Below are 25557 nucleotides of genomic sequence, written 5' to 3'. Positions count from 1 at the left end.
CGTGGGCGCACCCGCTGCGTCCACGTGGGGAGCTGCATCCTGAAAATAATAAACATCGCGCCAGTGCTTAAACTTTTTTACTACAGGTGATTTATGACTTACGTAATTGTTCATGCTCTTGCACCGATTTTCGTCATCATGCTGCTGGGATTCTGGGCCGGTAAGGCAAAGATGGTCGATAACAAAAATGTTTCCCTGCTGAATATCTTCGTTATGGATTTTGCACTCCCTGCCGCGCTGTTCAGCGCCACCGTGCAAACCCCGTGGACCGGCATTGTGGCGCAGTCGCCGCTGATCCTGGTTCTCACTCTGGCGATGTGGATCACCTATGCGGCCATCTACTTCCTCGCCACCAAAGTCTTTAAAAAATCCCCGCAGGATGCGGCCGTGCTGACGCTGACCGTCGCCCTGCCAAACTATGCGGCGCTCGGCCTGCCGATTCTGGGCAGCGTGCTGGGTGAAAGTTCTTCTACTTCACTCTCCGTGGCGGTCTCCATCGCCTGTGGTTCGGTGCTGATGACTCCGTTCTGCCTGCTGATTCTGGAGCGTGAGAAAGCCCGCGCCGAAGGCAATAACTCCGGTTCAACACTTTCCATGCTGCCGGTGCTGATGTGGCGTTCCATTAAAAAACCGATCGTGATGGGCCCGCTGCTGGGTGTGATCCTGTCCGCTATCGGCATCACAATGCCGGAGCTGGTACTGGCGGCGATTAAACCGCTGGGACTGTCCGCGACCGCTGCGGCGCTGTTCCTGACCGGGGTGATCCTCTCCGCGCGTAAGCTTCAGATCAACACCATGGTGATCACCTCCACCATCGCTAAACTGCTGATCCAGCCCGCTATTGCCTGGGGTATCGTCTTGATCTTCGGTCTGCACGGCTCCGTGGCGATCACCGCCATCCTGATGATTGCGCTGTCCGCGGGCTTCTTTGGCGTCGTGTTCGGTAACCGCTTTGGCGTGCAGTCGCCGGATGCAGAAGCCGTGCTGCTGTTGAGCTCCGTACTGTGTATCCTGTCGCTGCCGCTGTTTATTTCGCTGACTTCAGGAATGTAATCATGACCACAACATTACGCCCCCACGACCTTATCTGGCTTACCGCGCGTGACGCGCTGGAAGGCGTCACCGACTCCTGGGTGGACGCGGCCTGGCATACCGGGCTGCCGGTAGTGGTACGGCGTGATGTTGATAGTGAAGGCCGTATTCCCGTTGGCGTGCGCGGTTTGCGTCGCGACCAGCGTGCGGCCGGATGGGTGAAGCCCGGGAACGTGCTGCGCGTGGTTTCGCCTGAAGATTTGTGCGTCACCGCCGATCTGCTGCGTTCGCCGTTTGTCACTCAGCCGCCGGTTCAGGTGGCGCTTCAGCTTGCTCAGCAGTCGTGGCCGTGGACGTGGGGGATAACCGGCAGTACGGGTTACGCGCTGGCGACCGGTATTCCGGTGATCCACGCCGACAGCGATCTCGATCTGCTCATCCGCGCTCCGCACGCCGTGTCACCTGACGCGTTTACCGGCTGGCAGGCTCAGCTTGGCCGCGCGCTGTGCCGGGCGGATACGCAGGTGGATACGCCCGAGGGCGGATTCGCGCTGGCGGAATGGTTACGCGACGGCAAAACGCTGCTGAAAACCCGCCGTGGACCGCGCCTGGTGGCGGATCCATGGCACAGGGAGGAGTAATGAAAATACTGTTTACCTTTCCGGGGCAGGGCACCCAGCATGAAGGTATGCTGCAAAACCTGCCGGGAACGGAGCTGGAGCAGGCCCGTGCTGTGCTGGGGGCGGAAGTCGATACCCTGGACAGCGCAGCCTCGCTGACCCATACCCGCGCGGTTCAGCTTTCACTGTTAATTGCCGGCGTGTCCTGGGCGCGCGAGCTGGAACGTCGCGGCGTGTCGCCGGATATCGTCAGCGGTTTATCGATTGGCGCTTATCCCGCGGCGGTGGTGGCGGGCGCGCTGGCGTTTACGGACGCGCTGAAGCTGGTGGCGCTGCGTGGCGATCTGATGGAGCAGGCGTATCCGCACGGCTACGGCCTGACGGCGATAATGGGGTTGACCCTGCCGCAGGTGGAAAACCTTATCCAGGGGACAGGAACCTATATCGCTAACCTGAATGCCGAAACGCAGATCGTTATAGCCGGAACCGATGACGGCATGGCGCAGGTAGCCGAACGCGCGCTGGCGAAGGGCGCGAGCAAGGCCAAACGGCTGGCGGTAAGCGTGCCGTCGCACTGCGAGCTGCTGGCAGAACCCGCGCAGAAGCTGGTGGCGGCGTTTGAATCGGTCACGCTTTCACGCCCCCGCTGCGCGTACCTGAGCGGCAGTACCGGGCGCGTGCTCTGGCAGCCAGAGAGAATTGCCGATGACCTGGCGATGAACATGGCGCGCACCGTGCGCTGGCAGGAGGCAGTCATTTCTGCCAATGAACGCGAAGCGCGGCTGGCGATTGAGATGCCGCCAGGGGGCATATTGACCTGCCTGACGCGTCAGGCGGCCTGGGAAGGGGAATCCATTTCGCTGGAGCGCAGCGGGGTGGACGTGGCGGTGCATCTGGCAGGGCGGCTTCAGCGGTGAGTTTGATGCCCGGTGGCGGCTGCGCCTTACCGGGCCTACAATCCGGGAGTAGGTCCGGTAAGCGTAGCGCCACCGGGCAATAACATCAGGCACCATCCTGCAAACTGCGGGCATACATTCGCCCTTCAGCGGCCAGCGCCCGCAGGCTGGGATCCTGCTCGCGGTTGCGCGCAAAGACGATCGCAATCAGCTGCTGCATCTGGTACGGCTGCGCCAGCTTTAACAGCTGCACCGAATTTTCGTACACTTTCTTCATCCTGCCCGGCATTAGCGTAAACCCGACTCCTGCCTGCACCAGGCTCAGCATCGAGAAGATATCGTTCACCCGCGTCACAATATCCGGCTCGAAGCCAGCGATATGAAACGCTTCCTGAAACCCCGCATACGTGGCGAACCCTTCCGCGAGGGCGACGAACTTCCGATCTTTATAGTCGCGCAGATCGGCGGGGCCGCTGGTATTGAGCGTGGCAGAGGCCGGCGCGGCAAGGAAAATATCGTCGTGGAACAGCGGCAGCACTTCGAGGCTGTTACGGTCGATATCGCTTTCGGAGATAGAGATTAAAATCGCGTCCAGCGACCCTTCATCCAGCATGTGCAGCAAGGTTTCGTTAGATCCCATCGTGAGATCCATCTCCAGATCCGGACGGCGCAGCTTCATGCCCATGATCAGGCGCGGCACGGTTTCCAGCGTCAGCGAGTAGAGCGTGCCGACGCGTAACCGCCCCTGACCAATGCCGGCGACCTTGCGCGACTCTTCCAGCCCGCGCTCCATCACCTGCATCACCTCCTGGCAATACTCCAGCAGCGTCCACGCCGAGGGGAGGGCAATCAGGTTGCGCCCTTTGTGGGTAAAGAGCGGGCAGCGGACGTTCTCTTCCAGAGTATGCAGCGCCCGGTGCACGCTGACGCCGCTCAGGCCGAGCGTTTCGGCGGTACGCGCGATATTGCCCTTCTCCATGAACGTCATGAAGATGCTGAGCTTACGGAACGTAATCTCGCTCGTGGTATCGAAACCCATAACCCTCCCGGCGTGTTAGTCGGCTTGCAGCATCGCTTCCAGCTGTTCCTGCGCGTCCAGCCATGCCATTTCGCACTCTTCGAGGCTGGATTTGGCCTTCGCCTGCGTTTGCAGGCAGTCCGTCAGCTCCGCTTTACGGCGCTGATCGTACAGATCGCTGTCGCCCAGCTTCTCTTCAACGGCGGCAAGCGTGGCGTTGAGCTTTTCCATCTCTTTTTCGAGACGGGCAATCTCTTTACGCAGCGGCTGAGTCTGGGTGCGCAGCTCCGCTTCACGGCGCTTCTGGTCTTTGCGCGCCTGCGCGCTGTTGGCATTGTCTTTCGCTGACTCTTCCGGCTGGTTTTCCTGTTTCTGCACGTCCGTCAGCCACTGCTGATAATCTTCCAGATCGCCGTCGAACGGTTCGACTTTGCCGCCGTGCACCAGGTAAAGATCGTCGGTGGTGGAGCGGATCAGGTGGCGATCGTGCGACACGACAACCAGCGCCCCTTCGAACTCAATCAGCGCTTCGGTCAGCGCCTGACGCATGTCGAGATCCAGGTGGTTGGTCGGTTCATCGAGCAGCAGCAGGTTTGGACGCTGCCAGACGATCAGCGCCAGCACCAGGCGGGCTTTTTCACCGCCCGAGAAACGCGCGGTGTTTTCAGTGACCTTATCGCCCTGGAAGCCGAAGCCGCCGAGGTAGTCGCGCAGCTTTTGCTCCATCTCCTGCGGGGCCAGGCGAGCCAGGTGCTGAATTGGCGATTCATCCGCGCGTAAAAATTCCAGCTGATGCTGGGCGAAGTAGCCAAGCTTAATGCCCTTCGCCAGGCCGATTTCGCCGCTGACCGGCTTAAGCTCGCCCGCCAGCAACTTGATCAGCGTGGATTTACCGGCGCCGTTACGCCCCAGCAGACCGATGCGTGAACCCGGCACCAGGTTAAGCTTAATAGAGTCGAGAATAATGCGATCGCCATAGCCTGCGCTTACTTTTTCCATTTTCAGCAGCGGGTTCGGCAGGCTCTCCGGCTCGCGAAAACTGAAGTGGAACGGGTTATCCACGTGCGCGGGGGCGATCATCTCCATGCGTTCCAGCATCTTGATGCGGCTCTGCGCCTGCTTGGCTTTTGACGCCTTGGCCTTGAAGCGATCCACAAAGCTTTGCAGGTGCGCTACGCGCTGCTGCTGGCTTTCATACATCGCCTGCTGCTGGGCAAGGCGCGTCGCGCGCTGGCGTTCGAAGGAGCTGTAGTTGCCGGTGTACTCGAACATGCTTTGCTGTTCGATATGAATGATTTTATCTACTACCGGATCGAGGAAGTCGCGGTCGTGGGAGATCAGAATCAGAGTGCCCTGATAGCTCTTAAGCCACTTCTCCAGCCAAATAACCGCATCGAGATCGAGGTGGTTGGTTGGTTCATCGAGCAGCAGGAGGTCGGAGCGGCAGATCAGCGCCTGCGCCAGGTTGAGGCGCATACGCCAGCCGCCCGAGAAGTCGCTGACCGGGCGTTCAAGCTGTTCGTTGCTGAAGCCCAGACCGTGCAGCAGGCTGGAGGCGCGGGAGCGAATGGTCCAGGCGTCGATGGCGTCCAGCTTGCCATGAACGGTGGCGATGGCGTGGCCGTCGTTGCGCTCGTTGGCGGCATTGAGCTCCGCTTCGAGCCTGCGGTATTCGCGGTCGCCGTCGATAACATAGTCGAGTGCGGGTTCGCTCAGCGCAGGCGTCTCCTGGTTCACCCAGGCAAGCTGCCAGTTGCCCGGGAAGGTAAAGTTCCCGCCGTCCGCGCTTATCTCGTTTTTCAGCAGCGCCAGCAGGGTGGATTTACCGCAGCCGTTTTTGCCGACCAGCCCCACCTTCTGGCCCGGGTTGATGGTAGCAGTCGCGTTATCCAGAAGGACGCGCACGCCGCGACGAATTTGTAACGAGGAGAAAACAATCATAGAAGCGCCGTATGTTCCGACTATGTTAATTTGTCATTATGATAATGTAAGGTGTGGGCCATTTTCCCCACCGGGCCGCCATGGTAGCCCAAAACGACAACAATACACAAAAACAGAACCGGGAGGGGAGTGATGTCTCAGACAGCGAAAGTGCTGCTGCTGTATGCCCATCCGGAATCTCAGGACTCGGTGGCGAACCGGGTGCTGCTTAAGCCGGCCACACAGCTCAGTAACGTCACGGTGCACGATCTCTACGCGCACTATCCTGATTTTTTTATCGATATTCCTTACGAGCAGGAACTGCTGCGTCAGCATGACGTGATTGTGTTCCAGCATCCGCTTTATACCTATAGCTGTCCGGCGCTGCTCAAAGAGTGGCTGGACCGCGTGCTGAGCCGGGGCTTTTCCAGCGGGGTGGGAGGCAACCAGCTGGCGGGAAAGTACTGGCGGAGCGTCATTACCACCGGTGAGCCGGAAAGTGCTTACCGTCATGACGGGCTGAACCGTTATCCCATGAGCGACATCCTGAGGCCGTTCGAGCTGACGGCGGCGATGTGCCGCATGCACTGGATGAGCCCGATTATTGTTTACTGGGCGCGGCGGCAGGAACCAAAGGCGCTGGCGAGCCATGCCAGAGCCTACGGAGAATGGCTGGCATCACCGATACCGGCGGGAGGACGCTAATGGACGGTTCGAATTTACTCCTTGCCGGGGTGCTGTTTTTGTTTGCCGCCGTGGTCGCCGTGCCGCTTGCCGCGCGTCTCGGCATCGGCGCGGTGCTGGGCTATTTGCTGGCGGGGATCGCCATTGGCCCCTGGGGGCTGGGGTTCATCAGCGATGTGGATGAAATTCTCCACTTCTCCGAGCTGGGCGTGGTGTTCCTGATGTTCATCATCGGCCTTGAGCTGAACCCCTCCAAACTATGGCAATTGCGGCAATCTATTTTTGGCGTCGGGGCGGCGCAGGTGTTGCTCAGCGCCGCCATTCTGGCGGGCCTGCTGATGCTGACGCAGTTTTCCTGGCAGGCGGCGGTGATTGGCGGCATCGGTCTTGCGATGTCGTCGACGGCGATGGCGCTACAGCTGATGCGCGACAAGGGGATGAACCGCAACGAGGCGGGGCAGCTGGGCTTTTCGGTGCTGTTGTTCCAGGATTTAGCGGTGATCCCGGCGCTGGCGCTGGTGCCGCTGCTGGCAGGCTCCGGAGACGATCATTTCGACTGGATGAAAATCGCCATGAAGGTGCTGGCCTTCGCGGGCATGCTGATTGGCGGACGGTTTTTACTGCGCCCGGTATTCCGGTTCATTGCTGCATCCGGCGTGCGCGAGGTATTTACCGCCGCAACGCTGCTGCTGGTGCTCGGCTCGGCGCTGTTCATGGATGCCCTCGGGCTGTCGATGGCGCTCGGGACGTTTATCGCCGGGGTGCTGCTTGCGGAAAGTGAATACCGCCACGAGCTGGAGACCGCCATCGATCCGTTTAAGGGGCTGCTATTAGGGCTATTCTTTATTTCGGTGGGCATGGCGCTCAACCTCGGCGTGCTCTATACCCATCTGCTGTGGGTCGTGATGAGCGTGGCGGTGCTGGTCGCGGTGAAAACGCTGGTGCTGTATGTTCTGGCGAGAATTTACGGGCTGCGCAGCTCGGAAAGAATGCAGTTTTCCAGCGTGTTAAGCCAGGGTGGAGAGTTTGCGTTTGTGCTGTTTTCCACGGCGTCGTCTCAGAAGCTGTTCAAAGATGACCAGATGGCGCTGCTGCTGGTGACGGTAACGCTGTCGATGATGACCACGCCGCTGCTGATGAAGCTGGTGGATAAACTGCTGTCGCGCCGCCTGAACCCGGCAACCGATGAAGATGAAACGCCGTGGGTGGAGGACGATAAGCCGCAGGTGATCGTCGTGGGCTTTGGCCGCTTCGGACAGGTGATTGGCCGTCTGTTGATGGCGAACAAAATGCGCATCACGGTGCTGGAGCGCGATATCAGCGCGGTCAATCTTATGCGCAAATACGGTTATAAAGTCTATTACGGCGATGCGACGCAGCTTGAGCTGTTGCGCTCGGCGGGAGCGGAGGCCGCGGAGTCCATCATTATCACCTGCAACGATCCGGAAGACACCATGAAGCTGGTGGAGCTGTGCCAACAGCATTTCCCGCATCTGCATATTCTGGCGCGTGCCCGCGGACGTGTTGAAGCTCACGAACTTTTGCAGGCGGGTGTGAAACACTTCTCCCGTGAAACGTTTTCCAGTGCGCTGGAGCTGGGGCGTAAGGCGCTGATCTCGCTTGGGATGCATCCTCACCAGGCCCAGCGGGCCCAGATGCATTTCCGCCGGCTGGATATGCGCATGCTGCGCGAGCTCATGCCCGTGCACAGCGACACGGCGCAGATCTCCCGCGTGCGGGAAGCGCGTCGCGAGCTGGAGGAGATCTTCCAGCGCGAAATGCAGCAGGAACGACGCCAGCTCGACGGCTGGGATGAATTTGAATAAAGGGTAACGAAAGATGGCTGTACGTAAACGCTTTATCGCGGGCGCAAAGTGCCCGTCCTGCCAGGCGCAAGATACGCTGGCCATGTGGCGCGAAAATAATATCGATATCGTTGAATGTGTTAAGTGCGGCCACCAGATGCGTGAGGCCGACAAAGAAGCCCGCGATCACGTTCGCAAAGAAGAGCAAGTGATCGGCATTTTTCATCCAGACTAGCGATATGCTCTGAGTTTTTTTAAGCTTAAGGGTACACGGGTGCAGATTTCCGCTACAATCTGCGCCAGTAATTTTCCCACGCTCAGGAGATATCATGAAAGTAGCAAAAGACCTGGTGGTCAGCCTGGCCTATCAGGTACGTACAGAAGACGGTGTGTTGGTTGATGAGTCTCCGGTGAGTGCGCCGCTGGACTACCTGCATGGTCACGGTTCCCTGATTTCCGGCCTGGAAACTGCGCTGGAAGGCCATGAAGTTGGCGACAAATTCGACGTTGCTGTAGGCGCAAACGACGCTTACGGTCAGTATGACGACAACCTGGTTCAGCGCGTTCCTAAAGACGTGTTCATGGGCGTTGACGAGTTGCAGGTTGGCATGCGCTTCCTGGCTGAAACTGACCAGGGTCCGGTTCCTGTTGAAATCACTGAAGTTGAAGACGACCACGTTGTGGTTGACGGCAACCACATGCTGGCTGGCCAGAACCTGAAGTTCAACGTAGAAGTTGTTGCTATCCGTGAAGCAACCGAAGAAGAGCTGGCTCATGGTCACGTTCACGGTGCGCACGGTCACGACCATGACCACGATCACGGCCATGACGGCTGCTGCGGTGGTCACGGCCACGACCACGACCATGGTCACGACCACGGTAAAGGTGGTTGCGGTAACGGCGGCTGCGGTTGCCACTGATTCCGTACTGCGGAAAATAAAAAAGCGGGATAATCCCGCTTTTTTTACGCCTCAATAATGAGGTGGTGGCGTCTCTTCCGACTGAGAGGCAATATTCGACGGCTGCGTGGCCTTCAGTTTTTCCGTCAGCAGGCGCATATGATCGCGCAGTTTTGCCATTTCAAGCTCATGGGCCGTTACGGTCTGGTTCAGTTCTTCGATGGTGATGTCCTGAAAAGCCAGGCGGCTTTCCAGCTCAGCCAGTCTCGCTTCGATCATTGTATCCTTCATCATTCACCTCGTTTATATCTCATACGCCATAATGGGCCAGCGGCGGCGAAGTTTAGCTGACTTTTACCTTAAGTACAGTATCCATCTCCCTGACAAGAAACTTATTTAAACAAAAATAGTCTGAAAAGAGGCGACAATAGGGGGAGTCTGTCTGTAGATTTCTTCCACAACGTTTTATAGTACGTCACTCATTTACGTTTAACACTGGGGTGAGAGACCTCAGGTCCTGGAGATATGGATGAAATCACTGTTTAAAGTTACGCTGCTGGCGACCACGATGGCCGTTGCGCTCAACGCGCCGCTGTCTTTCGCTGCTGATACTGCTGCGAAGCCTGCTGCGACTACAGACAGCAAAGCGGCATTCAAAAATGACGACCAGAAATCTGCCTACGCACTTGGCGCGTCTCTGGGTCGTTACATGGAAAACTCTCTGAAAGAACAAGAGAAGCTGGGCATCAAACTGGACAAAAACCAGCTGATCGCCGGTGTTCAGGATGCGTTCGCCGACAAGAGCAAGCTCTCTGATCAGGAAATCGAGCAGACTCTGCAAGCGTTTGAAGCGCGTGTGAAAGGCGCCGCTCAAACCAAGATGGAAGCAGACGCTAAAGATAACGAAGCGAAAGGCAAAGCCTACCGCGACAAGTTTGCTAAAGAGAAAGGCGTTAAAACGTCTTCTACCGGCCTGATCTATAAAGTTGAGAAAGAAGGGACCGGCGACGCGCCTAAAGACAGCGACACCGTTGTGGTGAACTACAAAGGTACGCTGATCGACGGTAAAGAGTTCGATAACTCTTACACCCGCGGTGAGCCTCTCTCCTTCCGTCTGGACGGTGTGATCCCGGGCTGGACCGAAGGCCTGAAGAACATCAAGAAAGGCGGTAAGATCAAGCTGGTCATTCCACCAGACCTGGCTTACGGCAAAACTGGCGTTCCGGGCATCCCGGCTAACTCTACGCTGGTATTTGACGTAGAACTGCTGGACATCAAACCGGCTCCGAAAGCGGATGCGAAAGCAGACGCACCGGCTGACGATAAAGCCGCAGCAGCCAAGAAGTAATGCTGAGAAAAACCGCCGCCTGCCAGGCGGCGGTTTTTTTTATGTGGGGCAGATATAATTAACACTGGAAAGCGTTATACACGCTGTATTAATTTAGTTGTCCGTGTAGATAATGAGCCTGCCCTGAAAACCTAACGACAGGCTCCTGAAAAGGAGTGTTTTTTTCATGTCCAGGTCGCTTTTAACCAACGAAACCAGTGAACTTGATTTGCTGGATCAACGTCCATTTGACCAGACCGACTTCGATATTCTGAAATCCTACGAAGCGGTAGTGGACGGGTTAGCGATGCTCATTGGTTCCCACTGCGAAATCGTATTGCATTCCCTGCAAGATCTTAAGTGTTCCGCTATCCGCATTGCGAACGGTGAGCACACTGGCCGTAAAATTGGTTCGCCAATCACCGACCTTGCATTGCGTATGTTGCATGACATGACCGGCGCGGACAGCAGCGTCTCAAAATGCTATTTCACCCGCGCCAAAAGCGGCGTGCTGATGAAATCAGAAACTATCGCGATTCGAAACCGCGACCACCGGGTTATCGGGTTGCTGTGCATCAACATGAACCTTGATGTGCCCTTCTCTCAAATCATGAGCACCTTCATTCCGCCAGAAACGCCGGACGTGGGCTCGTCCGTGAACTTTGCTTCCTCCGTTGAGGATCTCGTGACCCAGACGCTGGAGTTCACCATTGAAGAGGTGAATGCCGATCGCAACGTATCCAACAACGCCAAGAATCGTCAGATCGTCCTGAACCTCTATGAGAAAGGGATTTTTGATATCAAAGATGCAATCAACCAGGTAGCCGATCGCCTGAATATCTCTAAGCACACGGTTTACCTTTATATTCGCCAGTTCAAAAGCGGCGATTTCCTGGGGCAAGACAAGTAATGCGCTTTGCGTTAATGGTGACGGGCCCGGCGTACGGAACCCAGCAGGCCAGCAGCGCGCTACAATTTGCTCATGCGCTGCTTGATGCCGGACATGAACTGGCAAGCGTCTTCTTCTACCGTGAAGGGGTGTATAACGCGAACCAGTTTACCTCTCCGGCAAGCGATGAGTTTGACCTTGTGCGCGCCTGGCAAAAATTAAACGAAACGCAGGGCGTTGAGCTGCATATCTGCGTCGCCGCGGCACTGCGTCGCGGTGTGGCGGATGCGACCGAAGCCGAACGCCTCGGTCTGGCGGGGGCCAACCTGCAACCGGGCTTTTCGCTCAACGGATTAGGTGCATTGGCACAGGCTGCATTGACCTGCGACAGAGTGGTGCAATTTTGATGAAGCGCGTAGCGTTTGTTTTTACTTCTGCGCCGCACGGCAGCGCTTCAGGTCGCGAAGGGCTGGATGCATTGCTCGCGACATCGGCATTAACCGAAGATATCGGCGTGTTCTTTATAGGCGATGGCGTATTCCAGCTTCTGGCCGGCCAACAGCCGCAGGCTATTCTTGCGCGCGATTACATTGCGACCTTTAAGGTCCTGCCGCTCTATGACATTGAAACCTTCTATGTATGTGCCGACTCGCTGGCCGCTCGTGGGTTAAACGAGAATACATCGTTCGTGCTGGATGTGACGATCCTCGCCTCTGCGGCGCTGCGCGAACATCTCTCTCACTACGATACCGTTCTGACTTTCTGAGGCCGTCATGCTCCATACCCTGAGCCGTTCACCGTGGCAATGCGATATCGACACGTTACTGAGCATGCTGCGCGAAGGCGACGATCTGCTGCTGATTCAGGATGGCGTGCTGGCGGCGCTTGAAGGCAGCCGTTTTGTTGAAATCCTCAGTAATGCCCCCATAACTGTCTCTGCGCTGAAGGACGATCTGGATGCGCGGGGTCTTTCTGGTCAAATTTCAGCCAAAATTGACGTGGTTGGCTATACTGATTTCGTCAATCTTACTGTGACGCACGCCAGTCAAATGAACTGGTGATTTGAGATCGCTGTATATTTCTTGACACCTTTTCGACGTAGCCCTAAAATTTCGCGTCCTCATATTGTATGAGGTCGTTTTATTACGTGTTTACGAAGCAAAAGCTAAAACCAGGAGCTATTTAATGGCAACAGTTAACCAGCTGGTACGCAAACCACGTGCACGCAAAGTTGCAAAAAGCAACGTGCCTGCGCTGGAAGCCTGCCCGCAGAAACGTGGTGTATGTACTCGTGTATATACCACCACTCCTAAAAAACCAAACTCCGCACTGCGTAAAGTATGCCGTGTGCGTTTGACTAACGGTTTCGAAGTGACTTCCTACATCGGTGGTGAAGGTCACAACCTTCAGGAGCACTCCGTGATCCTGATCCGTGGCGGTCGTGTTAAAGACCTTCCGGGTGTTCGTTACCACACCGTTCGTGGTGCGCTGGACTGCTCAGGTGTTAAAGACCGTAAGCAGGCTCGCTCCAAGTACGGCGTGAAGCGTCCTAAGGCTTAATGGTTCTCCGTTAAGTAAGGCCAAACTGATTTATCTTAATGTCAAACTAAACTCGTAGAGTTTTGGACAATCCTGAATTAACAACGGAGTAATCCCATGCCACGTCGTCGCGTCATTGGTCAGCGTAAAATTCTTCCAGATCCGAAATTCGGATCAGAACTGCTGGCAAAATTTGTAAATATCCTGATGGTAGATGGTAAGAAATCTACCGCAGAAGCAATCGTATACAGCGCGCTGGAGACCCTGGCTCAGCGTTCTGGTAAAAATGAACTGGAAGCTTTCGAAGTCGCTCTCGACAACGTGCGCCCGACTGTAGAAGTTAAGTCTCGCCGCGTTGGTGGTTCTACTTATCAGGTTCCAGTTGAAGTTCGTCCGGTTCGTCGTAATGCTCTGGCAATGCGTTGGATCGTTGAAGCTGCTCGTAAACGCGGTGATAAATCCATGGCTCTGCGTCTGGCGAACGAACTTTCTGATGCTGCGGAAAACAAAGGTACCGCAGTTAAGAAACGTGAAGACGTTCACCGTATGGCAGAAGCCAACAAGGCGTTCGCACACTACCGTTGGTAATCCCTTCGGAGTCGTAGTCACCAGGCGGGCGCTTCAGAGAAGCCGCCCGCTCTGGGTAACTTAACTGAACGCCTAAAGATATAAACGAGGAATCAAATGGCTCGTACAACACCCATCGCACGCTACCGTAACATCGGTATCAGTGCGCACATCGACGCCGGTAAAACCACTACTACCGAACGTATTCTGTTCTACACCGGTGTAAACCATAAAATCGGTGAAGTTCATGACGGCGCTGCCACCATGGACTGGATGGAACAGGAGCAGGAGCGTGGTATTACTATCACCTCCGCAGCGACTACTGCTTTCTGGTCAGGTATGGCTAAGCAGTACGAACCGCATCGCGTAAACATCATCGACACCCCAGGGCACGTTGACTTCACCATCGAAGTAGAACGTTCCATGCGTGTTCTTGACGGCGCGGTAATGGTTTATTGCGCAGTTGGTGGTGTTCAGCCACAGTCTGAAACCGTATGGCGTCAGGCGAACAAATATAAAGTTCCACGCATCGCGTTCGTTAACAAAATGGACCGTATGGGTGCTAACTTCCTGAAAGTTGTTGGCCAGATCAAAACCCGTCTGGGCGCGAACCCTGTTCCGCTTCAGCTGGCAATTGGTGCTGAAGAAGGTTTCACCGGCGTTATCGACCTGGTGAAAATGAAAGCGATCAACTGGAACGAAGCAGATGCGGGCGTTACCTTCGAATACGAAGATATCCCGGCAGAGATGCAGGACCTGGCTGACGAATGGCACCAGAACCTGATCGAATCCGCAGCAGAAGCTTCTGAAGAGCTGATGGAGAAATACCTGGGTGGTGAAGAACTGACTGAGCAAGAAATCAAATCTGCTCTGCGTCAGCGCGTTCTGAACAACGAAATCATCCTGGTAACCTGTGGTTCTGCATTCAAGAACAAAGGTGTTCAGGCAATGCTGGATGCGGTAGTTGACTACCTGCCATCCCCGGTTGACGTTCCTGCGATCAACGGCATCCTGGACGACGGTAAAGATACTCCGGCTGAGCGTCACGCAAGTGATGACGAGCCGTTCTCTGCACTGGCGTTCAAAATTGCTACCGACCCATTCGTGGGTAACCTGACCTTCTTCCGCGTTTACTCTGGTGTGGTTAACTCCGGTGACACCATCCTGAACTCCGTGAAAGCGGCGCGTGAACGTTTTGGCCGTATCGTACAGATGCACGCTAACAAACGTGAAGAGATCAAAGAAGTTCGTGCGGGCGACATCGCTGCTGCTATCGGTCTGAAAGACGTGACTACTGGTGACACCCTGTGTGACCCGGATCACCCGATCATTCTGGAGCGTATGGAATTCCCAGAGCCGGTAATCTCCATCGCGGTTGAACCAAAAACCAAAGCTGACCAGGAAAAAATGGGTCTGGCTCTGGGCCGTCTGGCGAAAGAAGACCCATCATTCCGCGTATGGACTGATGAAGAATCTAACCAGACCATCATCGCTGGTATGGGTGAACTGCACCTGGACATCATCGTTGACCGTATGAAACGTGAATTCAACGTTGAAGCGAACGTGGGTAAACCTCAGGTTGCTTACCGCGAAGCGATTCGCGCGAAAGTTACCGATGTTGAAGGTAAACACGCTAAGCAGTCTGGTGGTCGCGGTCAGTACGGTCACGTTGTGATCGACATGTACCCACTGGAGCCGGGCTCTAACCCTAAAGGTTACGAGTTCATCAACGACATCAAAGGTGGTGTAATTCCTGGCGAATACATCCCTGCCGTTGATAAAGGCATCCAGGAGCAGCTGAAAGCTGGTCCTCTGGCTGGTTACCCGGTTGTAGACATGGGTGTTCGTCTGCACTTCGGTTCTTACCACGACGTTGACTCCTCTGAACTGGCGTTTAAACTGGCTGCGTCTATTGCCTTTAAAGAAGGCTTTAAGAAAGCAAAACCAGTTCTGCTTGAGCCAATCATGAAGGTTGAAGTAGAAACTCCGGAAGAGAACACCGGTGACGTTATCGGTGACTTGAGCCGTCGTCGCGGTATGCTGCGTGGTCAGGAATCCGAAGTAACTGGCGTTAAGATCCACGCTGAAGTTCCGCTGTCTGAAATGTTCGGATATGCAACTCAGCTGCGTTCTCTGACCAAAGGTCGTGCATCATATACTATGGAATTCCTGAAGTATGATGATGCGCCGAACAACGTTGCTCAGGCCGTTATCGAAGCCCGTGGTAAGTAATCCACAGGATTAAAACCTAAGTCCCGTGCTCTCTCCGAAGGGGAGAGCACTATAGTAAGGAATATAGCCGTGTCTAAAGAAAAATTTGAACGTACAAAACCGCACGTCAACGTTGGTACTATCGGCCACGTTGACCATGGTAAAACTACCCTGACTGCTGCAATCACTACCGTACTGGCTAAAACCTACGGCGGTGCTGCTCGTGCTTTCGACCAGATCGATAACGCACCAGAAGAAAAAGCTCGTGGTATCACCATCAACACCTCTCACGTTGAGTATGACACCCCGACTCGCCACTACGCACACGTAGACTGCCCAGGCCACGCCGACTATGTTAAAAACATGATCACCGGTGCTGCGCAGATGGACGGCGCGATCCTGGTTGTTGCTGCAACTGACGGCCCTATGCCTCAGACTCGCGAGCACATCCTGCTGGGTCGTCAGGTAGGCGTTCCTTACATCATCGTGTTCCTGAACAAGTGCGACATGGTTGATGACGAAGAGCTGCTGGAACTGGTAGAGATGGAAGTTCGTGAACTGCTGTCTCAGTACGATTTCCCAGGCGACGACACTCCAATCGTTCGTGGTTCCGCGCTGAAAGCGCTGGAAGGCGAAGCAGAGTGGGAAGAGAAAATCATCGAACTGGCTGGCTACCTGGATTCTTACATCCCAGAACCAGAGCGTGCGATTGACAAGCCATTCCTGCTGCCAATCGAAGACGTATTCTCCATCTCCGGTCGTGGTACCGTTGTTACCGGTCGTGTAGAGCGCGGTATCATCAAAGTGGGTGAAGAAGTTGAAATCGTTGGTATCAAAGAGACTGCGAAGTCTACCTGTACTGGCGTTGAAATGTTCCGCAAACTGCTGGACGAAGGCCGTGCTGGTGAGAACGTTGGTGTTCTGCTGCGTGGTATCAAACGTGAAGAAATCGAACGTGGTCAGGTTCTGGCGAAGCCAGGCTCAATCAAGCCACACACCAAGTTCGAATCTGAAGTGTACATTCTGTCCAAAGACGAAGGCGGCCGTCATACTCCGTTCTTCAAAGGCTACCGTCCACAGTTCTACTTCCGTACAACTGACGTGACCGGTACCATCGAACTGCCAGAAGGCGTAGAGATGGTAATGCCAGGCGACAACATCAAGATGGTTGTGACTCTGATCCACCCAATCGCGATGGACGACGGTCTGCGTTTCGCAATCCGTGAAGGCGGCCGTACCGTTGGCGCGGGCGTTGTTGCTAAAGTTCTGGGCTAATTAATTATCCCTGAAATAAAAAGGACGCTTCGGCGTCCTTTTTTATTTTCTGACCCTTTCCCTGTCACAAACTTTCGCATTTTTTAACCGCTCCCGGCCCGTATCCTGGCGTATGTGCTATTGTAATCATAACCATTCTCACTTACACTTTGCGCATATTTTGAACGGGAGTCTTTATGTACGTTTGTTTATGTAATGGTGTAAGCGACAAAAAAATTCGTCAGGCCGTTCGCCAGTTTCAGCCACAATCATTCCAGCAGCTTCGCAAGTTTGTTCCGGTGGGAAATCAATGCGGTAAATGCGTTCGCGCAGCGCGTGAGATCATGCAGGACGAACTGATGCAGATCCCGGAATTCAAAGAGATCGCGTAAGCCTCTATCTTTTTTTTGACATCCCCGTAGCCCGTTCTACGCTTCAATGAGTGGAAGCGGAGGGACTATATAATGAAAGGTGATGTTAAAATCATAAGTTATCTCAATAAATTATTGGGAAATGAGCTGGTCGCAATCAATCAGTATTTTCTCCATGCAAGAATGTTCAAGAACTGGGGACTGACTCGCCTCAACGATGTGGAATACCATGAGTCCATTGATGAAATGAAACACGCCGATAAATACATTGAGCGTATTTTATTCCTTGAAGGCATCCCTAACCTACAGGATCTGGGAAAACTGGGCATCGGTGAGGATGTCGAAGAGATGCTGCGTTCCGATCTCCGGCTGGAGCTGGAGGGCGCAAAAGACCTGCGTGAAGCCATTGCCTATGCAGATAGCGTACATGACTACGTCAGCCGCGATATGATGATCCAGATCCTGGCCGATGAAGAAGGGCATATCGACTGGCTGGAAACCGAACTGGATCTCATCAGCAAAATTGGCCTACAGAACTATCTCCAGTCTCAGATTAAAGTGGAAAGTTAATCAGGCTTTCCCAGCCAACGCATAAACCCGCTGCTGCCAGAAATGGCCCAAAAGGCAGTGGGTTTTTTAATGCCCCTTTATCTGGGTTGATTAACGAGAAACCCGTCAGGTATAGCAGCGCCATCAATGCGGCCACTAACGCCAGTATTGGGAGCGCACACCAGCCGTGCCATGCCCCCAGCGCCGCCAGATATTTTACATCGCCATACCCCATCCCTTCACGTTGGCAGACAAGCCGATAGCCCCAATAGATGGCGGCGAATCCAACATAGCCTGTCATCGCACCCACCACCGCGCTCGGTAAAAAATCAGGATGGAGACAAAGCTGGTAAAGCAGGCCCGTCCAGAGCAGCGGGCAGAGCAAGCGGTCGGGAAGGAGCCCATCGCGAATATCTGCGCGTACCAGCAAGGCCGACAGCGAAAAATAGATTAGGAGAAAGGGGAGGGTCATTAACATGGCACAGGCCTCAAAAGGATTTGAGCGCATATTCTTTCTAATCCCTGTGCCCGGCAATGTGCAAAATCCGCAGTTGCGTAGCCGCTTCAGGAAAAGCGATGAGACAAGAGCTATTGCAGAAAAAGTTGCGTGGCCACACGCACACTATGCCTTTAGCGCTTAATTTCTAAACGGCACTTGCGTCTTGCCCAGATTTACGTATAATGCGCGGGCTTGTCGTAATTGACGGCGGGTTCAATCTGAACCAGAGTAGCTCACTTTGTTACTCAACAATGCTCCCAATTGGGGAGCTACGTAAGAACGGTTACACTCTCCCATCAATCGTAATGGGTTTGAGGAGTAATCATTTTCGTTTATAAAATAATTGGAGCTCTGGTCTCATGCAGAACCAAAGAATCCGTATCCGCCTTAAAGCGTTTGATCATCGTCTGATCGATCAATCAACCGCGGAAATCGTCGAGACTGCTAAGCGCACTGGTGCGCAAGTCCGTGGTCCGATCCCGCTGCCGACCCGCAAAGAGCGCTTTACCGTTCTGATCTCTCCGCACGTTAACAAAGATGCGCGTGATCAGTACGAAATCCGCACTCACAAGCGTCTGGTTGACATCGTTGAGCCAACTGAGAAAACCGTTGATGCTCTGATGCGTCTGGATCTGGCTGCCGGTGTAGACGTGCAGATCAGCCTGGGTTAATCAGGTCATCGAGCGATTGAGAGGTTGAAACAATGATTGGTTTAGTCGGTAAAAAAGTGGGTATGACCCGCATCTTCACTGAAGATGGCGTTTCTATCCCAGTAACCGTAATCGAAGTTGAAGCAAACCGCGTTACTCAGGTTAAAGATCTGGCTAACGATGGCTACCGCGCTATTCAGGTTACCACTGGTGCTAAAAAAGCTAACCGTGTAACCAAACCAGAAGCGGGTCACTTCGCTAAAGCTGGCGTTGAAGCTGGCCGTGGTCTGTGGGAATTCCGTCTTGCTGAAGGCGAAGAGTTCACCGTAGGTCAGGACATTAGCGTTGAGCTGTTTGCTGACGTTAAAAAAGTTGACGTAACCGGTACCTCTAAAGGTAAAGGTTTTGCTGGTACCGTTAAGCGCTGGAACTTCCGTACCCAGGACGCTACCCACGGTAACTCCTTGTCTCACCGCGTTCCGGGTTCTATCGGTCAGAACCAGACTCCGGGCAAAGTGTTCAAAGGCAAGAAAATGGCAGGTCAGCTGGGTAACGAACGTGTAACCGTTCAGAGCCTGGACGTAGTACGTGTTGACGCTGAGCGCAACCTGCTGCTGGTTAAAGGTGCGGTCCCGGGTGCAACCGGTAGCGACCTGATCGTTAAACCAGCTGTGAAGGCGTAAGGGGATAGCAATGGAATTAGTATTGAAAGACGCGCAGAGCGCGCTGACTGTTTCCGAAACTACCTTCGGTCGTGATTTCAACGAAGCGCTGGTTCACCAGGTTGTTGTTGCTTATGCAGCTGGTGCTCGTCAGGGTACTCGTGCTCAGAAGACTCGTGCTGAAGTAACTGGTTCTGGCAAAAAGCCATGGCGCCAGAAAGGTACCGGCCGTGCGCGTTCAGGTTCTATCAAGAGCCCGATCTGGCGTTCAGGTGGCGTGACCTTCGCTGCGCGTCCACAGGACCACAGTCAAAAAGTTAACAAAAAGATGTACCGCGGCGCGCTGAAAAGCATTCTGTCCGAACTGGTACGTCAGGATCGTCTGATCGTTGTCGAGAAGTTCTCTGTTGAAGCGCCTAAAACTAAGCTGCTGGCACAGAAACTGAAAGACATGGCTCTGGAAGATGTGCTGATCATCACCGGTGAGCTGGACGAGAACCTGTTCCTGGCCGCGCGTAACCTGCACAAGGTTGACGTACGCGACGCGACTGGTATCGACCCGGTTAGCCTGATCGCCTTCGACAAAGTCGTAATGACTGCTGATGCTGTTAAGCAAGTTGAGGAGATGCTGGCATGATTCGTGAAGAACGTCTGCTGAAGGTGCTGCGCGCACCGCACGTTTCTGAAAAAGCGTCTACTGCGATGGAAAAAACAAACACCATCGTTCTCAAAGTTGCTAAAGACGCGACCAAAGCAGAAATCAAAGCTGCTGTGCAGAAACTGTTTGAAGTCGAAGTCGAAGTCGTTAACACCCTGGTAGTTAAAGGGAAAGTTAAACGTCACGGACAGCGTATCGGTCGTCGTAGCGACTGGAAAAAAGCTTACGTCACCCTGAAAGAAGGCCAGAACCTGGACTTCGTTGGCGGCGCTGAGTAAGTCGGAGGAGTAATACAATGGCAGTTGTTAAATGTAAACCGACATCTCCGGGTCGTCGCCACGTAGTTAAAGTGGTTAACCCTGAGCTGCACAAGGGCAAACCTTTTGCTCCGTTGCTGGAAAAAAACAGCAAATCCGGTGGTCGTAACAACAATGGCCGTATCACCACTCGTCACATCGGTGGTGGCCACAAGCAGGCTTATCGTATTGTTGACTTCAAACGCAACAAAGACGGTATCCCAGCAGTTGTTGAGCGTCTTGAGTACGATCCGAACCGTTCCGCGAACATCGCGCTGGTTCTGTACAAAGATGGCGAACGCCGTTACATCCTGGCCCCTAAAGGCCTGAAAGCTGGCGACCAGATTCAGTCTGGCGTTGATGCTGCAATCAAAGCAGGCAACACCCTGCCGATGCGCAATATCCCGGTTGGTTCTACCGTTCATAACGTAGAAATGAAACCAGGTAAAGGCGGTCAGCTGGCGCGTTCCGCGGGTACTTACGTTCAGATCGTTGCGCGTGACGGTGCTTATGTCACCCTGCGTCTGCGTTCTGGTGAAATGCGTAAAGTCGAAGCAGACTGCCGCGCTACTCTGGGCGAAGTTGGCAATGCTGAGCATATGCTGCGCGTTCTGGGTAAAGCTGGTGCTGCACGCTGGCGTGGTGTTCGTCCTACCGTTCGCGGTACTGCGATGAACCCAGTCGATCACCCACATGGTGGTGGTGAAGGTCGTAACTTTGGTAAGCACCCGGTAACTCCGTGGGGCGTTCAGACCAAAGGTAAGAAGACCCGCAGCAACAAGCGTACTGATAAATTTATCGTACGTCGCCGTAGCAAATAATTTTAGAGGATAAGCCATGCCACGTTCTCTCAAGAAAGGTCCTTTTATTGACCTGCACTTGCTGAAGAAGGTAGAGAAAGCGGTGGAAAGCGGAGACAAGAAGCCCCTGCGCACTTGGTCCCGTCGTTCAACGATCTTTCCTAACATGATCGGTTTGACCATCGCTGTCCATAATGGTCGTCAGCACGTTCCAGTCTTTGTTACCGACGAAATGGTTGGTCACAAACTGGGTGAATTCGCACCGACTCGTACTTATCGCGGCCACGCTGCTGATAAAAAAGCGAAGAAGAAATAAGGTAGGAGGAAGAGATGGAAACTTTAGCTCAACATCGCCATGCTCGTTCTTCTGCACAGAAGGTTCGCCTTGTTGCTGACCTGATTCGCGGTAAGAAAGTGTCGCAGGCCCTGGACATCCTGACCTATACCAACAAGAAAGCTGCGGTATTGGTCAAGAAAGTACTGGAATCTGCCATTGCTAACGCTGAACACAACGATGGCGCTGACATCGACGATCTGAAAGTCGCGAAAATTTTCGTAGATGAAGGCCCAAGCATGAAGCGCATTATGCCGCGTGCGAAAGGTCGTGCAGATCGCATCCTGAAGCGCACCAGCCACATTACTGTGGTTGTGTCCGATCGCTGAGACTCTGGAGACTAGCAATGGGTCAGAAAGTACATCCTAATGGTATTCGCCTGGGTATTGTAAAACCATGGAACTCTACCTGGTTTGCGAACACCAAAGAATTCGCTGACAACCTGGACAGCGATTTTAAAGTACGTCAGTACCTGACTAAGGAACTGGCTAAAGCGTCTGTATCTCGTATCGTTATCGAGCGTCCAGCTAAGAGCATCCGTGTGACTATTCACACTGCTCGCCCTGGCATCGTTATCGGTAAGAAAGGCGAAGACGTAGAAAAACTGCGCAAGGTCGTAGCGGATATCGCTGGCGTTCCTGCACAGATCAATATCGCTGAAGTTCGTAAGCCTGAACTGGACGCTAAATTGGTTGCTGACAGCATCACTTCTCAGCTGGAACGTCGCGTTATGTTCCGTCGTGCTATGAAGCGTGCTGTACAGAACGCAATGCGTCTGGGCGCTAAAGGTATCAAAGTTGAAGTTAGCGGCCGTCTGGGCGGCGCGGAAATCGCACGTACCGAATGGTACCGCGAAGGTCGCGTACCGCTGCACACTCTGCGTGCTGACATCGACTACAACACCTCTGAAGCGCACACCACTTACGGTGTAATCGGCGTTAAGGTATGGATCTTCAAAGGTGAGATCCTGGGTGGTATGGCTGCTGTTGAACAACCGGAAAAACCGGCTGCTCAACCTAAAAAGCAGCAGCGTAAAGGCCGTAAATAAGGAGCGTCGCTGATGTTACAACCAAAGCGTACAAAATTCCGTAAAGTGCACAAAGGCCGCAACCGTGGTCTGGCGCAGGGTACGGATGTTAGCTTCGGCACTTTCGGTCTGAAAGCTGTTGGCCGTGGTCGTCTGACTGCACGTCAGATCGAAGCAGCACGTCGTGCAATGACCCGTGCAGTTAAGCGTCAAGGTAAGATCTGGATCCGTGTTTTCCCGGACAAACCGATCACCGAGAAGCCACTGGAAGTTCGTATGGGTAAAGGTAAAGGTAACGTGGAGTACTGGGTTGCCTTGATCCAACCGGGCAAAGTCCTTTATGAAATGGACGGTGTTCCGGAAGAGCTGGCCCGTGAAGCCTTCGGCCTGGCAGCAGCGAAACTGCCTATCAAAACCACCTTTGTAACTAAGACGGTGATGTAATGAAAGCAAAAGAGCTGCGTGAAAAAAGCGTTGAAGAGCTGAACGCTGAGCTGCTGAACCTGCTGCGTGAGCAGTTCAACCTGCGTATGCAGGCTGCAAGTGGCCAGCTGCAACAGACTCACCTGCTGAAGCAAGTGCGTCGCAATGTTGCGCGCGTTAAGACTTTACTGACTCAGAAGGCGGGTGCGTAATGACCGATAAAATCCGTACTCTGCAAGGTCGTGTTGTTAGCGATAAAATGGAGAAATCCATTGTTGTAGCTATCGAACGTTTTGTGAAACACCCGATCTACGGTAAATTCATCAAGCGTACGACCAAACTGCACGTACATGACGAGAACAACGAATGTGGTATCGGCGACAAGGTTGAAATCCGTGAATGCCGTCCACTGTCCAAGACTAAGTCCTGGACGCTGGTTCGCGTTGTAGAGAAAGCGGTTCTGTAATAGAGTACGCATTCTCAATACGAATAAACGGCTCAGCGATGAGCCGTTTATTTTTTCTACCCATATTGCAGAAGCGGTGTTATAATGCCGCGCCCTCGATATGGGGCTTTTTAACGGCTCTGATTTTAGAGTCTCAGGTAGTAGTTGACATTAGCGGAGCACTAAAATGATCCAAGAACAGACTATGCTGAACGTCGCCGACAACTCCGGTGCACGTCGCGTAATGTGTATCAAGGTTCTGGGTGGCTCGCACCGTCGCTACGCAGGCGTAGGCGACATCATCAAGATCACCATCAAGGAAGCAATTCCACGTGGTAAGGTCAAAAAAGGTGATGTGCTGAAGGCGGTAGTGGTGCGCACCAAGAAGGGTGTTCGTCGCCCTGACGGTTCTGTCATTCGCTTCGATGGTAATGCATGCGTTATTTTAAACAATAACAGCGAGCAGCCTATCGGCACGCGTATCTTTGGGCCGGTAACTCGTGAACTTCGTACTGAGAAGTTCATGAAAATTATCTCTCTGGCACCAGAAGTACTCTAAGGAGCGAATCATGGCAGCGAAAATCCGTCGTGATGACGAAGTTATCGTGTTAACCGGTAAAGATAAAGGTAAACGCGGTAAAGTAAAAAATGTTCTGTCTTCCGGCAAACTTGTCGTTGAAGGTATCAACCTGGTTAAGAAACATCAGAAGCCGGTTCCGGCCCTGAACCAACCAGGCGGCATCGTTGAAAAAGAAGCTGCTATTCAGGTTTCTAACGTTGCAATCTTCAATGCGGCTACCGGTAAGGCTGACCGTGTAGGCTTTAGATTCGAAGACGGCAAAAAAGTCCGTTTCTTCAAGTCTAACAGCGAAACTATCAAGTAATTTGGAGTAGTACGATGGCGAAACTGCATGATTACTACAAAGACGAAGTAGTTAACAAACTCATGACTGAGTTTAGCTACAATTCTGTCATGCAAGTCCCTCGGGTCGAGAAGATCACCCTGAACATGGGTGTTGGTGAAGCGATCGCTGACAAGAAACTGCTGGATAACGCAGCAGCTGACCTGACAGCAATCTCCGGTCAAAAACCGCTGATCACCAAAGCACGCAAATCTGTTGCAGGCTTCAAAATCCGTCAGGGCTATCCGATCGGCTGTAAAGTAACTCTGCGTGGCGAACGCATGTGGGAGTTCCTTGAGCGCCTGATCACTATTGCTGTTCCACGTATCCGTGACTTCCGTGGCTTGTCCGCTAAGTCTTTCGACGGTCGTGGTAACTACAGCATGGGTGTCCGTGAGCAGATCATCTTCCCAGAAATCGACTACGATAAAGTCGACCGCGTGCGTGGTTTGGATATTACCATTACCACTACTGCGAAATCTGACGAAGAAGGCCGTGCTCTGCTGGCTGCCTTTGACTTCCCGTTCCGCAAGTAAGGTAGGGTTACTGAATGGCTAAGCAATCAATGAAAGCACGCGAAGTAAAGCGCGTAGCTTTAGCTGATAAATTCTTCGCTAAACGCGCTGAACTGAAAGCGATCATTTCTGATGTGAACGCTTCCGACGAAGATCGTTGGAATGCGGTTCTCAAGCTGCAGTCTCTGCCGCGTGATTCCAGCCCGTCTCGTCAGCGTAACCGCTGTCGTCAAACAGGTCGTCCACATGGTTATGTGGGCAAGTTTGGGTTGAGCCGTATCAAACTGCGTGAAGCCGCCATGCGCGGTGAAGTACCAGGCTTGAAAAAGGCTAGCTGGTAATTACCAATTGAATCACGGGAGTAAAGACAGATGAGCATGCAAGATCCGATCGCGGATATGCTGACCCGTATCCGTAACGGTCAGGCCGCGAACAAAGTTGCGGTCACCATGCCTTCCGCCAAGCTGAAAGTGGCAATTGCCAACGTGCTGAAGGAAGAAGGTTTTATCGAAGATTTTAAAGTTGAAGGCGACACCAAGCCGGAACTGGAACTTACTCTCAAGTATTTCCAGGGTAAAGCTGTTGTAGAAAGCATTCAGCGTGTCAGCCGCCCAGGCCTGCGCATCTATAAGAAAAAAGATGAGCTGCCAAAAGTAATGGCTGGTCTTGGTATCGCAGTTGTTTCTACCTCTAAAGGTGTTATGACTGATCGTGCAGCGCGCCAGGCTGGTCTTGGTGGCGAAATTATCTGCTACGTAGCCTAAT

38 protein-coding genes are annotated in these 25557 nt (G+C 53.7%); 34 read left to right on the top strand and 4 right to left on the bottom strand.

Annotation, left to right across the window (positions count from 1 at the left end; genetic code table 11):
• Positions 1 to 93: 93 nt before the first annotated feature.
• From DBR02_RS08505 to mdcH, 3 genes are read left to right on the top strand one after another with little or no spacing between them, the layout of a single operon-like run.
• Complete coding sequence (locus DBR02_RS08505; RefSeq protein ID WP_063449483.1) at positions 94 to 1053, top strand: AEC family transporter; 960 nt, start codon at positions 94 to 96, stop codon at positions 1051 to 1053.
• A 2-nt stretch (positions 1054 to 1055) separates the two neighbouring features.
• Positions 1056 to 1673, top strand: coding sequence for a malonate decarboxylase holo-ACP synthase (locus DBR02_RS08500; RefSeq protein ID WP_107534038.1), 618 nt, complete (start codon positions 1056 to 1058; stop codon positions 1671 to 1673).
• The gene (mdcH, locus tag DBR02_RS08495) at positions 1673 to 2569 is read left to right on the top strand and encodes a malonate decarboxylase subunit epsilon (RefSeq protein ID WP_107534036.1); all 897 of its coding nucleotides are present in this window, start codon (positions 1673 to 1675) and stop codon (positions 2567 to 2569) included. The genes DBR02_RS08500 and mdcH overlap by 1 nt, the downstream gene beginning before the upstream one ends.
• Before the next feature lie 85 nt (positions 2570 to 2654).
• On the opposite strand, the gene DBR02_RS08490 is transcribed toward mdcH, so the two are convergent.
• Together DBR02_RS08490 and DBR02_RS08485 are read right to left on the bottom strand one after the other, a co-directional pair.
• The gene (locus tag DBR02_RS08490; RefSeq protein ID WP_063865781.1) at positions 2655 to 3587 is read right to left on the bottom strand and encodes a LysR substrate-binding domain-containing protein; all 933 of its coding nucleotides are present in this window, start codon (positions 3585 to 3587) and stop codon (positions 2655 to 2657) included.
• A 15-nt stretch (positions 3588 to 3602) separates the two neighbouring features.
• On the bottom strand, positions 3603 to 5507 hold the full coding sequence (locus tag DBR02_RS08485; RefSeq protein ID WP_107534034.1) for an ABC transporter ATP-binding protein: 1905 nt from the start codon (positions 5505 to 5507) through the stop codon (positions 3603 to 3605).
• Positions 5508 to 5639: 132 nt separating this feature from the next.
• Between DBR02_RS08485 and kefG the strand changes: the two genes are divergently transcribed.
• From kefG to slyD, 4 genes are all read left to right on the top strand, one after another.
• Positions 5640 to 6191 carry a glutathione-regulated potassium-efflux system ancillary protein KefG gene (gene kefG / locus DBR02_RS08475; RefSeq protein WP_074160922.1) on the top strand — a complete coding sequence of 184 codons (552 nt, stop codon included), beginning with the start codon at positions 5640 to 5642 and terminating at the stop codon, positions 6189 to 6191.
• Entirely contained in the window at positions 6191 to 7996 is a 1806-nt protein-coding gene (gene kefB, locus DBR02_RS08470; protein ID WP_063865786.1) for a glutathione-regulated potassium-efflux system protein KefB, read from the top strand. The genes kefG and kefB overlap by 1 nt, the downstream gene beginning before the upstream one ends.
• Before the next feature lie 13 nt (positions 7997 to 8009).
• Positions 8010 to 8210, top strand: a complete 201-nt coding sequence (locus tag DBR02_RS08465; RefSeq protein WP_003861689.1) for a YheV family putative zinc ribbon protein — start codon at positions 8010 to 8012, stop codon at positions 8208 to 8210.
• A 94-nt stretch (positions 8211 to 8304) separates the two neighbouring features.
• A complete protein-coding gene (gene slyD, locus DBR02_RS08460) occupies positions 8305 to 8895 on the top strand; it encodes a peptidylprolyl isomerase (RefSeq protein ID WP_014885491.1) in 591 nt (196 codons plus the stop codon).
• 51 nt (positions 8896 to 8946) lie between these two features.
• Here slyD and DBR02_RS08455 read toward each other — a convergent pair whose 3' ends face one another.
• Positions 8947 to 9165, bottom strand: a complete 219-nt coding sequence (locus DBR02_RS08455) for a protein SlyX (protein WP_063449475.1) — start codon at positions 9163 to 9165, stop codon at positions 8947 to 8949.
• Positions 9166 to 9403: 238 nt separating this feature from the next.
• On the opposite strand from DBR02_RS08455, the gene fkpA reads away from it, so the two are divergent.
• From fkpA to bfr, 11 genes are all read left to right on the top strand, one after another.
• Positions 9404 to 10222 (top strand): FKBP-type peptidyl-prolyl cis-trans isomerase, encoded by an 819-nt coding sequence (gene fkpA, locus DBR02_RS08450; RefSeq protein WP_107534032.1) that lies wholly within the window; start codon positions 9404 to 9406, stop codon positions 10220 to 10222.
• A 166-nt stretch (positions 10223 to 10388) separates the two neighbouring features.
• A complete protein-coding gene (locus DBR02_RS08445; protein ID WP_023333674.1) occupies positions 10389 to 11111 on the top strand; it encodes a helix-turn-helix transcriptional regulator in 723 nt (240 codons plus the stop codon).
• Entirely contained in the window at positions 11111 to 11497 is a 387-nt protein-coding gene (tusD, locus tag DBR02_RS08440; protein ID WP_107534030.1) for a sulfurtransferase complex subunit TusD, read from the top strand. The genes DBR02_RS08445 and tusD overlap by 1 nt, the downstream gene beginning before the upstream one ends.
• On the top strand, positions 11497 to 11856 hold the full coding sequence (tusC, locus tag DBR02_RS08435) for a sulfurtransferase complex subunit TusC (RefSeq protein WP_107534028.1): 360 nt from the start codon (positions 11497 to 11499) through the stop codon (positions 11854 to 11856). Before tusD ends, tusC begins: the two co-directional genes overlap by 1 nt.
• 7 nt (positions 11857 to 11863) lie before the next feature.
• Positions 11864 to 12151 (top strand): sulfurtransferase complex subunit TusB, encoded by a 288-nt coding sequence (tusB, locus tag DBR02_RS08430; RefSeq protein WP_063449471.1) that lies wholly within the window; start codon positions 11864 to 11866, stop codon positions 12149 to 12151.
• 124 nt (positions 12152 to 12275) lie between these two features.
• Complete coding sequence (rpsL, locus tag DBR02_RS08425) at positions 12276 to 12650, top strand: 30S ribosomal protein S12 (protein ID WP_000246815.1); 375 nt, start codon at positions 12276 to 12278, stop codon at positions 12648 to 12650.
• 96 nt (positions 12651 to 12746) lie between these two features.
• On the top strand, positions 12747 to 13217 hold the full coding sequence (gene rpsG, locus DBR02_RS08420; RefSeq protein WP_003861706.1) for a 30S ribosomal protein S7: 471 nt from the start codon (positions 12747 to 12749) through the stop codon (positions 13215 to 13217).
• Between the two features lie 96 nt (positions 13218 to 13313).
• The gene (gene fusA / locus DBR02_RS08415; RefSeq protein ID WP_063449470.1) at positions 13314 to 15428 is read left to right on the top strand and encodes an elongation factor G; all 2115 of its coding nucleotides are present in this window, start codon (positions 13314 to 13316) and stop codon (positions 15426 to 15428) included.
• Between the two features lie 69 nt (positions 15429 to 15497).
• Positions 15498 to 16682: an elongation factor Tu gene (gene tuf / locus DBR02_RS08410; protein ID WP_022651945.1), complete on the top strand. Its 1185-nt coding sequence runs from the start codon at positions 15498 to 15500 to the stop codon at positions 16680 to 16682.
• Between the two features lie 176 nt (positions 16683 to 16858).
• Complete coding sequence (gene bfd / locus DBR02_RS08405) at positions 16859 to 17053, top strand: bacterioferritin-associated ferredoxin (protein WP_003863268.1); 195 nt, start codon at positions 16859 to 16861, stop codon at positions 17051 to 17053.
• Between the two features lie 72 nt (positions 17054 to 17125).
• Positions 17126 to 17602 carry a bacterioferritin gene (gene bfr / locus DBR02_RS08400; RefSeq protein ID WP_003863270.1) on the top strand — a complete coding sequence of 159 codons (477 nt, stop codon included), beginning with the start codon at positions 17126 to 17128 and terminating at the stop codon, positions 17600 to 17602.
• On the opposite strand, the gene DBR02_RS08395 is transcribed toward bfr, so the two are convergent.
• Entirely contained in the window at positions 17586 to 18059 is a 474-nt protein-coding gene (locus DBR02_RS08395; protein WP_107535631.1) for a prepilin peptidase, read from the bottom strand. The genes bfr and DBR02_RS08395 overlap by 17 nt on opposite strands.
• Before the next feature lie 380 nt (positions 18060 to 18439).
• On the opposite strand from DBR02_RS08395, the gene rpsJ reads away from it, so the two are divergent.
• The 16 genes from rpsJ to rpsH all read left to right on the top strand — a co-directional run bounded on the left by rpsJ (position 18440) and on the right by rpsH (position 25556).
• Positions 18440 to 18751, top strand: a complete 312-nt coding sequence (gene rpsJ / locus DBR02_RS08390; protein WP_001181005.1) for a 30S ribosomal protein S10 — start codon at positions 18440 to 18442, stop codon at positions 18749 to 18751.
• A 32-nt stretch (positions 18752 to 18783) separates the two neighbouring features.
• The gene (gene rplC, locus DBR02_RS08385) at positions 18784 to 19413 is read left to right on the top strand and encodes a 50S ribosomal protein L3 (protein ID WP_003863274.1); all 630 of its coding nucleotides are present in this window, start codon (positions 18784 to 18786) and stop codon (positions 19411 to 19413) included.
• 10 nt (positions 19414 to 19423) lie between these two features.
• Positions 19424 to 20029, top strand: a complete 606-nt coding sequence (gene rplD, locus DBR02_RS08380) for a 50S ribosomal protein L4 (RefSeq protein WP_000424395.1) — start codon at positions 19424 to 19426, stop codon at positions 20027 to 20029.
• Positions 20026 to 20328 carry a 50S ribosomal protein L23 gene (rplW, locus tag DBR02_RS08375; protein WP_000617546.1) on the top strand — a complete coding sequence of 101 codons (303 nt, stop codon included), beginning with the start codon at positions 20026 to 20028 and terminating at the stop codon, positions 20326 to 20328. Before rplD ends, rplW begins: the two co-directional genes overlap by 4 nt.
• A gap of 17 nt (positions 20329 to 20345) precedes the next feature.
• On the top strand, positions 20346 to 21167 hold the full coding sequence (gene rplB / locus DBR02_RS08370) for a 50S ribosomal protein L2 (protein WP_000301859.1): 822 nt from the start codon (positions 20346 to 20348) through the stop codon (positions 21165 to 21167).
• A 16-nt stretch (positions 21168 to 21183) separates the two neighbouring features.
• Positions 21184 to 21462 (top strand): 30S ribosomal protein S19, encoded by a 279-nt coding sequence (gene rpsS, locus DBR02_RS08365; protein ID WP_001138117.1) that lies wholly within the window; start codon positions 21184 to 21186, stop codon positions 21460 to 21462.
• Positions 21463 to 21476: 14 nt separating this feature from the next.
• Positions 21477 to 21809 (top strand): 50S ribosomal protein L22, encoded by a 333-nt coding sequence (rplV, locus tag DBR02_RS08360; protein ID WP_002919773.1) that lies wholly within the window; start codon positions 21477 to 21479, stop codon positions 21807 to 21809.
• Between the two features lie 17 nt (positions 21810 to 21826).
• Positions 21827 to 22528, top strand: a complete 702-nt coding sequence (gene rpsC / locus DBR02_RS08355) for a 30S ribosomal protein S3 (RefSeq protein WP_000529945.1) — start codon at positions 21827 to 21829, stop codon at positions 22526 to 22528.
• 12 nt (positions 22529 to 22540) lie between these two features.
• Positions 22541 to 22951: a 50S ribosomal protein L16 gene (gene rplP / locus DBR02_RS08350; RefSeq protein ID WP_002919759.1), complete on the top strand. Its 411-nt coding sequence runs from the start codon at positions 22541 to 22543 to the stop codon at positions 22949 to 22951.
• Positions 22951 to 23142 (top strand): 50S ribosomal protein L29, encoded by a 192-nt coding sequence (gene rpmC / locus DBR02_RS08345; RefSeq protein ID WP_003863282.1) that lies wholly within the window; start codon positions 22951 to 22953, stop codon positions 23140 to 23142. Before rplP ends, rpmC begins: the two co-directional genes overlap by 1 nt.
• Complete coding sequence (gene rpsQ / locus DBR02_RS08340) at positions 23142 to 23396, top strand: 30S ribosomal protein S17 (RefSeq protein ID WP_002438707.1); 255 nt, start codon at positions 23142 to 23144, stop codon at positions 23394 to 23396. Before rpmC ends, rpsQ begins: the two co-directional genes overlap by 1 nt.
• A gap of 166 nt (positions 23397 to 23562) precedes the next feature.
• Positions 23563 to 23934 (top strand): 50S ribosomal protein L14, encoded by a 372-nt coding sequence (gene rplN, locus DBR02_RS08335; protein ID WP_002919748.1) that lies wholly within the window; start codon positions 23563 to 23565, stop codon positions 23932 to 23934.
• A gap of 10 nt (positions 23935 to 23944) precedes the next feature.
• Positions 23945 to 24259, top strand: a complete 315-nt coding sequence (gene rplX / locus DBR02_RS08330) for a 50S ribosomal protein L24 (protein WP_003863287.1) — start codon at positions 23945 to 23947, stop codon at positions 24257 to 24259.
• Between the two features lie 14 nt (positions 24260 to 24273).
• On the top strand, positions 24274 to 24813 hold the full coding sequence (rplE, locus tag DBR02_RS08325) for a 50S ribosomal protein L5 (protein WP_022649589.1): 540 nt from the start codon (positions 24274 to 24276) through the stop codon (positions 24811 to 24813).
• Between the two features lie 14 nt (positions 24814 to 24827).
• Positions 24828 to 25133, top strand: a complete 306-nt coding sequence (gene rpsN / locus DBR02_RS08320; protein ID WP_003863291.1) for a 30S ribosomal protein S14 — start codon at positions 24828 to 24830, stop codon at positions 25131 to 25133.
• Between the two features lie 30 nt (positions 25134 to 25163).
• Complete coding sequence (gene rpsH / locus DBR02_RS08315) at positions 25164 to 25556, top strand: 30S ribosomal protein S8 (protein ID WP_006178918.1); 393 nt, start codon at positions 25164 to 25166, stop codon at positions 25554 to 25556.
• The last annotated feature ends 1 nt before the right edge of the window (position 25557 follow it).

Source organism: Enterobacter cloacae complex sp. (assembly GCF_900322725.1).
Taxonomy (GTDB): domain Bacteria; phylum Pseudomonadota; class Gammaproteobacteria; order Enterobacterales; family Enterobacteriaceae; genus Enterobacter; species Enterobacter quasihormaechei.
The sequence above is the reverse complement of the archived record's forward strand: the minus strand, read 5'-3'. Positions and strand labels throughout refer to the sequence as shown.